This window comes from Limnofasciculus baicalensis BBK-W-15, from assembly GCF_024178385.1.
GTDB lineage: Bacteria > Cyanobacteriota > Cyanobacteriia > Cyanobacteriales > Coleofasciculaceae > Limnofasciculus > Limnofasciculus baicalensis.
On record NZ_JAMZMM010000028.1, the window covers coordinates 1 to 7,314 of the forward strand.

The window sequence follows — 7,314 nt, forward strand, 5'->3', positions numbered from 1 at the left end:
AATTTAGCAGGATTATACTATAATCAAGGAAGGTACGACGAAGCTGAACCTTTGTATAAAGAATCATTAGAATTGATGAAACGCTTACTGGGAGAAAACCATCCCGCTGTCGCCACTAGTTTGAATAATTTAGCAGGATTATACTATAATCAAGGAAGGTACGACGAAGCTGAACCTTTGTATAAAGAATCATTAGAATTGAGGAAACACTTACTAGGAGAAAACCATCCCGCTGTCGCCTCTAGTTTGAATAATTTAGCATCATTATACTATAGTCAAGGAAGGTACGACCAAGCTGAACCTTTGTATTTGCAAGCTTTGGAGATTGCGGAACGAACATTAGGCATCAATCATCCCAATACTATTACCATCCGTAATAATCTGCAAATCCTGCGGGATAATTGGAGTGGGTGGGAATAATTTGGCAGCGGATTTGGTAACGGATGTAACGGATAAGTTGTTGATGTAATGGATTAATTATGGGAATTCTTGATTATCTATTCGTTACATCTGAGATCTTGCACCATTCTCAACAGCAGGGAGGCAGAGCCTCCCAACCCTCGTTCCCAGGTTCAACCTGGGAACGAGAATACCGAGGCTCCGCCTCTTATTGAAACTGGTGCAAGATCTCAGTTGAAATGGACTAATAATACAGCAGATTGCAGGTTTATGAAGTACACCTCAGAAACCCGGTTTCTTTGAGAAACCGGGTTTCTCTGCACCTCACTTACCTTAAAATTACTGCTACTGCACCTCATAACAGTGGTAACCTCTGTATATATTATTCAGTCGTCTTTAGACGACTTTAGCTATGAGACAGTGGTTTTAACCACTGGCGGTTTTGGCAACTCAACCAGATTAGACATGTCCAGAAAAGAATCTCAAACCTGAGAGCTAATTGTGGACATCGCCCACCCTACTTTATTTAATCTAACATAATTTGAGAAGCGGATCGATCTTGAGGAATAAAAGCTCTATCCATGGGAATTGATTCAACAGGTTGAGTCAGAGTAAATTCACCCTTATCAATCCATTCTTTTAATTCCAAAGCAACTTGTCGGGAGCGAAAAATACTCGCCAAAGGTGCTACTCGTACTGATTTTCCATCAATACTAATCTTACCTGTTTTGAGTTGAGCATAACTAACTGAGCCAAAAGTAGGACGAACCCGTCTGGGAATAGAGAAATCGACAATAGGTGCGACAATATCTCTATCTTGTACTGCACAAGCATTAACAACTTCTTCATTTAAAACAGGCAATGGTACACCAACACCAATCATCAGAGAAGATCCGTAATTTTTGAAATAGCAACCTCGCACCCAATAGGGATTCATTTGCTTGGCATCTCCAATTAATGCTAAAGTAGCAGCAGGACCAACTGGTGTACGATTTTCAAGACGTTTTTGTAAGGGAAAATGTTGAGTACCTTCCCATGTAATATAGCCGATTCCTCCACCCATAAAAATCTTAGTTCCGATCCCAATTAATTTAAGATCTGGATCGTTAAATAAGGGAGAAATTGCACCGGGATTAGAGTAAACTGCATTAGCTAATCTTGGTTGAAGATTACCGAGATAAGTATATAATGGGCGATCTCCACCATTGACACCGACAATAAAGTTTTGATAGAGATTGCGCGGATTAAATAGATAAAACTGGTTAATTGTCTCGCGGGTAATTGTTGTTTCAAAAGATGCTCTGGGATAGCAATCTGTTACTTGTCCAATTGCTCGTAAATGTACGGCTTTACCTGCAATTAGATCTTCAATAACATGTCCCCCACCTCTTTCTTTAGCTTCCTCAACATCTGGAATGTCATCTATCCCGATGGAATCTACTTCTTGAGTTGCTCCCAAATACAAATCTACCGCCCCAAAACCAGCGTAGGCGGAGATACCATCCAGCCAACATTTGCGAATCTTAATTGGAGGATCAGTATGTCCTAAATTGATAATAGCACCGGAAGATTCCATGGGTTCAAAAGTGCCAGTGGTAATGACATCCACTTCCTTGGCAATCTGAGTCACACCCATATCGGCGATTCGTGCTTTTACCTCTTCCACCGTCCATACTACAGCACTGCGTGAGAGGATTTTTTCGTTAATTTGAGCAATTGTACGCACAATAATGAATTATTTCAGTTCAATATCGATATTTTACCTTAATTTGAGGAGAGCCTGCATAAGTGTTATCCCTTGAGAGATAGATAGGATTAACCTAGTAATTTACACTCGTCGTTAAGGGAGAATTTCCTCATGTCTCTACATCGTAGAATGGTCAAATTTAGTATTTTGCTACTTTCTGCTTTCCTCCTGGTGGTGACACCTCCTCTGTTACCTCCTATATTTCATTTCTCACCGACTGTGGTTGAGGCGCAAACTATTCAAGATAAGAAAGCTGAAGCTGATAGGTTACTTGAAGAAGGTGTCAAGGAGTATGACGATATTAACTTTGGCGGCGCATTGGGTAAATTTGAGGAAGCTCTATTAATTTATCAAGAAATAGACGATAAGCTGGGGAAAGGGAAAACCCTCCACCAAATAGGGTTAATTTACAACAGTAGGAATGAGTATCAACAGGCATTGGATTACTATCAAAGAGCTTTGGTAATTCAACGGGAGGTAAATCCTGCTGGGGCAAGAATCACTCTCTACAGAATTGGAAAAATTTACGATAAGCAAGGAGAATATCAGGAGGCATTGAATTATTACCAGCAAGCTGCAAAAATTCCACAGCAACAGAGTGATGGCACAGAGGAAAGCACTGGTTGTAACAATCACGCTTGGCAAGGAATAATCCTCGAAGGAATTGGCAGAGTTTACCAAAGATGGGAAGATTATCAGGAATCTTTTGATTATTATCAGCAATCCTTGGCGATTCAACAGGAATTGATTAATTGCCCTGATAAAGAAATACCACCTTCTTACGCTAGAGGAGCAACCCTTTTCTACAATACGGGGTTAGTTGCTAAGGAGCTAAGAAAGTATCAGGAGGCATTGGATTATTTTCAGAAAGGTTTGGCAATTTATCAAAAACTTAACAGCGATACTGATGAGCAAGGGGCAATTCTCAGCCAAATGGGGATAGTTTACCGGAAAATGGGAGAGTATTCACAGGCGATTGATTCCTTTAAACGGGCAAAGGAAATAAGTTTTTTGATTCGGATGTTTGGTGAAGGAGGCTCTCTCAATAATCTAGGGTTAGTTTACTATGATTCAGGAAATGAGCGGAATGCTCTTGATTCTTACCAACAAGCTTTAGCATTTGCTCGTAAAATTAATGATAGGGAGGGTGAAGGCGTAAGTCTCAATAATATTGGGGTAGTTTACGACAAGGGAGGAGATTATCAAAAAGCGCTCGATTCCTACCAACAGGCTTTGGTAATTTTCCAGGAATTAGATAATAAGCAGGAATTGGATGACAAGAAAGCTGTTGGGGTAATTCTGAATAATATTGGGGCAGCTTACCAGAAGTTAGGGAAATATCAGCCAGCACTGAATTCTTACCAACAAGCATTGGCAATTTTTCAGAAACTTGGCAAAGGAGTCAGAGTTTTTACTGGGGTAACTCTGAATAATATTGGCGCTACTTACGATAGTTTGGGCAAATCTCAACAGGCACGGGATTATTATCAGCAAGCCTTAGCCATTCAGTCGGAAATTGGGGAGGAGCCAAGTTTAAGCAAAACCACGTTGCCGATGACATTGAATCTTGAACCTTCGATTCTGCCAAAGTCCCCTACAACAGTGAAAGAAGCACAGGAAATTCGACTCTACCAAGAAGGTGTTGAGGAGTTCAAACAAGGCGAATATACAGTATCTCTCAGTAAATTACAGGAAGCTTTAGTTATTGCTAGAGAAGTTGGTAATAAGCAGAGAGAATGGACAAGTCTTAATCAAATTGGGCTAGTCTACAGTAACATGGGAGAGTACAAGTTAGCATTGGATTTCTTTGAGCAAGCCTTAGCAATTCCCAAAAATGTATTTGAAAATACAGGAGCAATTCATTACAATATTGGGCTAGTTTACAGTAGTTTGGGAGACTATGACAAAGCTTTAGAATTCTATCAACAAGCCTCAGCACTCAGCAAAAAACTTGACAATAAGGCGGGAGAAGTGAGTATTCTCAATACAATTGGGAATGTTCGCTCTAAATTAGGAGAGTACAAGTTATCCTTAGATTCTTATCAAGAAGCTCTGGGAATTATCAAAACCATGAGCGGTGAAAAAAAAATACTGGAAGGAGCAACACTCCACAATATTGGCAAAGTTTACCTCAAAACAGAAAAGTACCAATTAGCATTGGATTTATTTCAGCAAGCTTTAACCATTAATCAACAATTAGGCGATAAGAAATCCACCATGGTAATTGTCAATAATATTGGTCAAGCTTACGATAAGCTAGGGCAGAACAAATTAGCCTTAGATTTCCTTCAACAAGGCTTGGTAATTGCCCAGGAAATAGGTGCAAAGGAAGGTGAAGGATACATCCTCAAAAATATCGGTTACTTACTAGAGAAACAGAAGGAACCAGAATTAGCGATTGTTTTCTTCAAACAATCAGTCAATGTTAGAGAAGTTATTCGCGATAATATCAAGGAACTTGACCAAGAACTTCAACAATCTTACATCGAAACGGTTGCTGATGATTATCGCACATTAGCAAATCTCCTCCTCAAACAAGACAGAGTACTAGAAGCTCAACAAGTACTCGACTTACTCAAAATTCAAGAATTAGACGACTACCTCCGCAACGTGCGCGGCAACGAAGAAACAGAAAAAGGTATTAATTATCTACCAAAAGAACAGGAACTACTCACACAATATAATAGCAAACTAACCCAAATTATTCAACTGGGCAAGGAATTAGCAGAAATCAAAAATATTTCCCCACAAAAACGCACCCCTGCCCAAGAAAAGCGCCGCCTAGAAATAGAAACCCTACAACTAGAAAATCAGCGAGAATATCTCAACTTCATCAACTCCCCAGAAATTACCAATATCGTTCAACAACTCAACCAAAATACAGGCGGAGAAAACCTAAATCCCCAAACCCTAATTAAACTCCAAAATGACCTCAAAAAAATGGGACAAGATGCCGTTATCCTTTATCCTCTTATTCTTGAAGAGCGCTTAGAATTAGTCCTAGTTACTCCCTACTCACCTCCCATACATCGCACTGTTGCTGTTAAAAAAGAAGAGATTAATCGCGCTATTGCCGAATTTCGCTCTGCTTTGACTCAACCCAATAAAAAAATATCTATCAAACCAGCCCAAACTACTGGAAAACAACTTTATGATTGGCTGATTAAACCCATAGAAACAGCCCTCACAGAAGCTAATGCTAAAACGATAATTTATGCACCAGATGGGCAACTCCGTTACATTCCCCTAGCAGCTTTATACGACGGGAATCAATGGTTAGTACAAAAATACTGTATCAATAATATAACCGCAGTTAGCCTCACTAATTTAGATAGTAAACCCAAATCCATGAAGATTTTAGCAGGGGCTTTTACCCAAGGTAACTATAATTTTCAGATTGGAGATAGCAATTTTAGCTTTAGTGGATTGCCCTTTGCCGGGAAAGAAGTAGAAAACCTAGCAAAGACAGTTCCCGATACTACCCAAATCCTAGACTCCAACTTCAGTAAGTCGGAAATATTAGCCCATATAAAAGATTATTCTATTCTCCATTTTGCCACTCACGCTGCTTTTGTGACAGGTCAACCAGAGGAATCTTTTATATTATTTGGTAATGGAGATAGGGCTAATTTCCGCGATGTGGAAACTTGGGATTTAACTAACACCGATTTAGTGGTACTTTCTGCCTGCGAAACTGGATTAGGTGGAAATTTAGGAGATGGGAGAGAAATTTTGGGTTTTGGCTATCTAATGCAGCAAGGAGGGGCAAAAGCAGCCATGGCATCTTTGTGGACAGTAGATGATGGGGGTACGCAAGTTTTAATGAATGGCTTTTATACTGCCTTAACTAATAATAATAGTACTAAAGCAGAGGCTTTACAGCAAGCACAAATTGCCTTAATTACTGGAGATTATTCTGGTTTATCAGAAGAGCGTGGCTTGGGGATAGTGCCACGAAATGATAGTAGTTTGCCATCTCAGGTAGAAAATCAATTTAGTCATCCTTATTACTGGGCATCATTTATTCTGATTGGTAATGGGTTGTAAGGTGGAAAATAACGAATAACTTGCACCAATGTCAATAACTGTAGGGTGGGCACTCCCCACTAACGTAATTTTAGGCTTTTCGAGTTATCTTGGCGAGTGCCCACCCTACAAAAAATAGCTGGGCATCATTTATTCTGATTGGTAATAAGTTGTAAGGTGTAAAATAACTGATCTGTTAGGGAGTCCAAATAAATTGTAAAATATTCTATTCCCCATCCTTATACACCTCTTCGTAGAGCAGGCATCTTGCCTGCGGCTGACAGGCGGGATAGAGATGAGCTATGCCATTACCCATTACCTCTAAAAATAAAAGATGAAAATCGCCACATGGAATGTCAATTCAATTCGCACCCGCAAAGAAATAGTCGCTAATTGGTTAAAAGCTAATCCTGTAGATGTACTCTGCCTCCAAGAAACAAAAGTAGTCGATGAGGATTTTCCGCGATCGCAATTTGAGTCTCTCGGTTATCATATCTATATTTCTGGACAAAAATCCTATAACGGTGTAGCTATTTTCAGTCTTAAACCTTTAGAAGATGTCAGTACGGGATTTACTCCCCTATTAGGTAGCGAAAAAGTAGAAAATTTTGACGAACAAAAGCGGGTAATTACCGGAATTTTAGATGGAATTAGGATAGTTAACCTTTATATTCCTAATGGCTCTGAAGTTGGGAGTGAAAAATATGAATATAAACTGCGATGGATGAAAGTATTAAAAGAATATTTGCGATCGCACTTAGCCAAACCACCCCATAATCTCTGTGTCTGTGGCGATCTTAATATTACCCCAGATGACCGAGATATCCACGATCCAAAAAATAAAGAAAAATCTATTGCCGCTTCCCCTCGTGAAAGAGCAGCCTTACAAGATGTTTTAGAAATAGGATTAGCAGATGCCTTTCGCAAATTTACATCAGAAGGGGGACACTATAGTTGGTGGGATTATCGTCACAGTGGTTTTATTCGCAATCACGGGTGGAGAATTGATATTCATTATTTAACCCCTAACCTTTATGAAAAGGCAACAAATTGTTGGATTGATGTAGAGCCTAGGAAATTGGAGAAACCTAGCGATCATGCTCCTGTGATTGTGGAAATTGGGATAGATTGAATTAGGGTGA

4 protein-coding genes are annotated in these 7,314 nt (G+C 39.6%); 3 read left to right on the forward strand and 1 reads right to left on the reverse strand.

Annotated elements, in window-relative coordinates; translation table 11 throughout:
• On the forward strand, positions 1-420 hold a 420-nt coding region (locus tag NJ959_RS04735; RefSeq protein WP_254010601.1), incomplete at its 5' end, for a tetratricopeptide repeat protein.
• Between the two features lie 505 nt (positions 421-925).
• Here NJ959_RS04735 and NJ959_RS04740 read toward each other — a convergent pair.
• Positions 926-2,125 carry a homocysteine biosynthesis protein gene (locus NJ959_RS04740; RefSeq protein WP_254010602.1) on the reverse strand — a complete coding sequence of 400 codons (1,200 nt, stop codon included), beginning with the start codon at positions 2,123-2,125 and terminating at the stop codon, positions 926-928.
• Between the two features lie 132 nt (positions 2,126-2,257).
• Between NJ959_RS04740 and NJ959_RS04745 the strand changes: the two genes are divergently transcribed.
• Complete coding sequence (locus NJ959_RS04745) at positions 2,258-6,193, forward strand: tetratricopeptide repeat protein (RefSeq protein WP_254010603.1); 3,936 nt, start codon at positions 2,258-2,260, stop codon at positions 6,191-6,193.
• Positions 6,194-6,506: 313 nt separating this feature from the next.
• The gene (gene xth / locus NJ959_RS04750) at positions 6,507-7,304 is read left to right on the forward strand and encodes an exodeoxyribonuclease III (protein WP_254010604.1); all 798 of its coding nucleotides are present in this window, start codon (positions 6,507-6,509) and stop codon (positions 7,302-7,304) included.
• The last annotated feature ends 10 nt before the right edge of the window (positions 7,305-7,314 follow it).

Excerpts from the sequence above, each read along its gene's own strand:
- NJ959_RS04745 (WP_254010603.1), top strand. The coding sequence starts at position 2,258 with ATGTCTCTACATCGTAGAATGGTCAAATTTAGTATTTTGCTACTTTCT.
- xth (WP_254010604.1), top strand. The coding sequence starts at position 6,507 with ATGAAAATCGCCACATGGAATGTCAATTCAATTCGCACCCGCAAAGAA.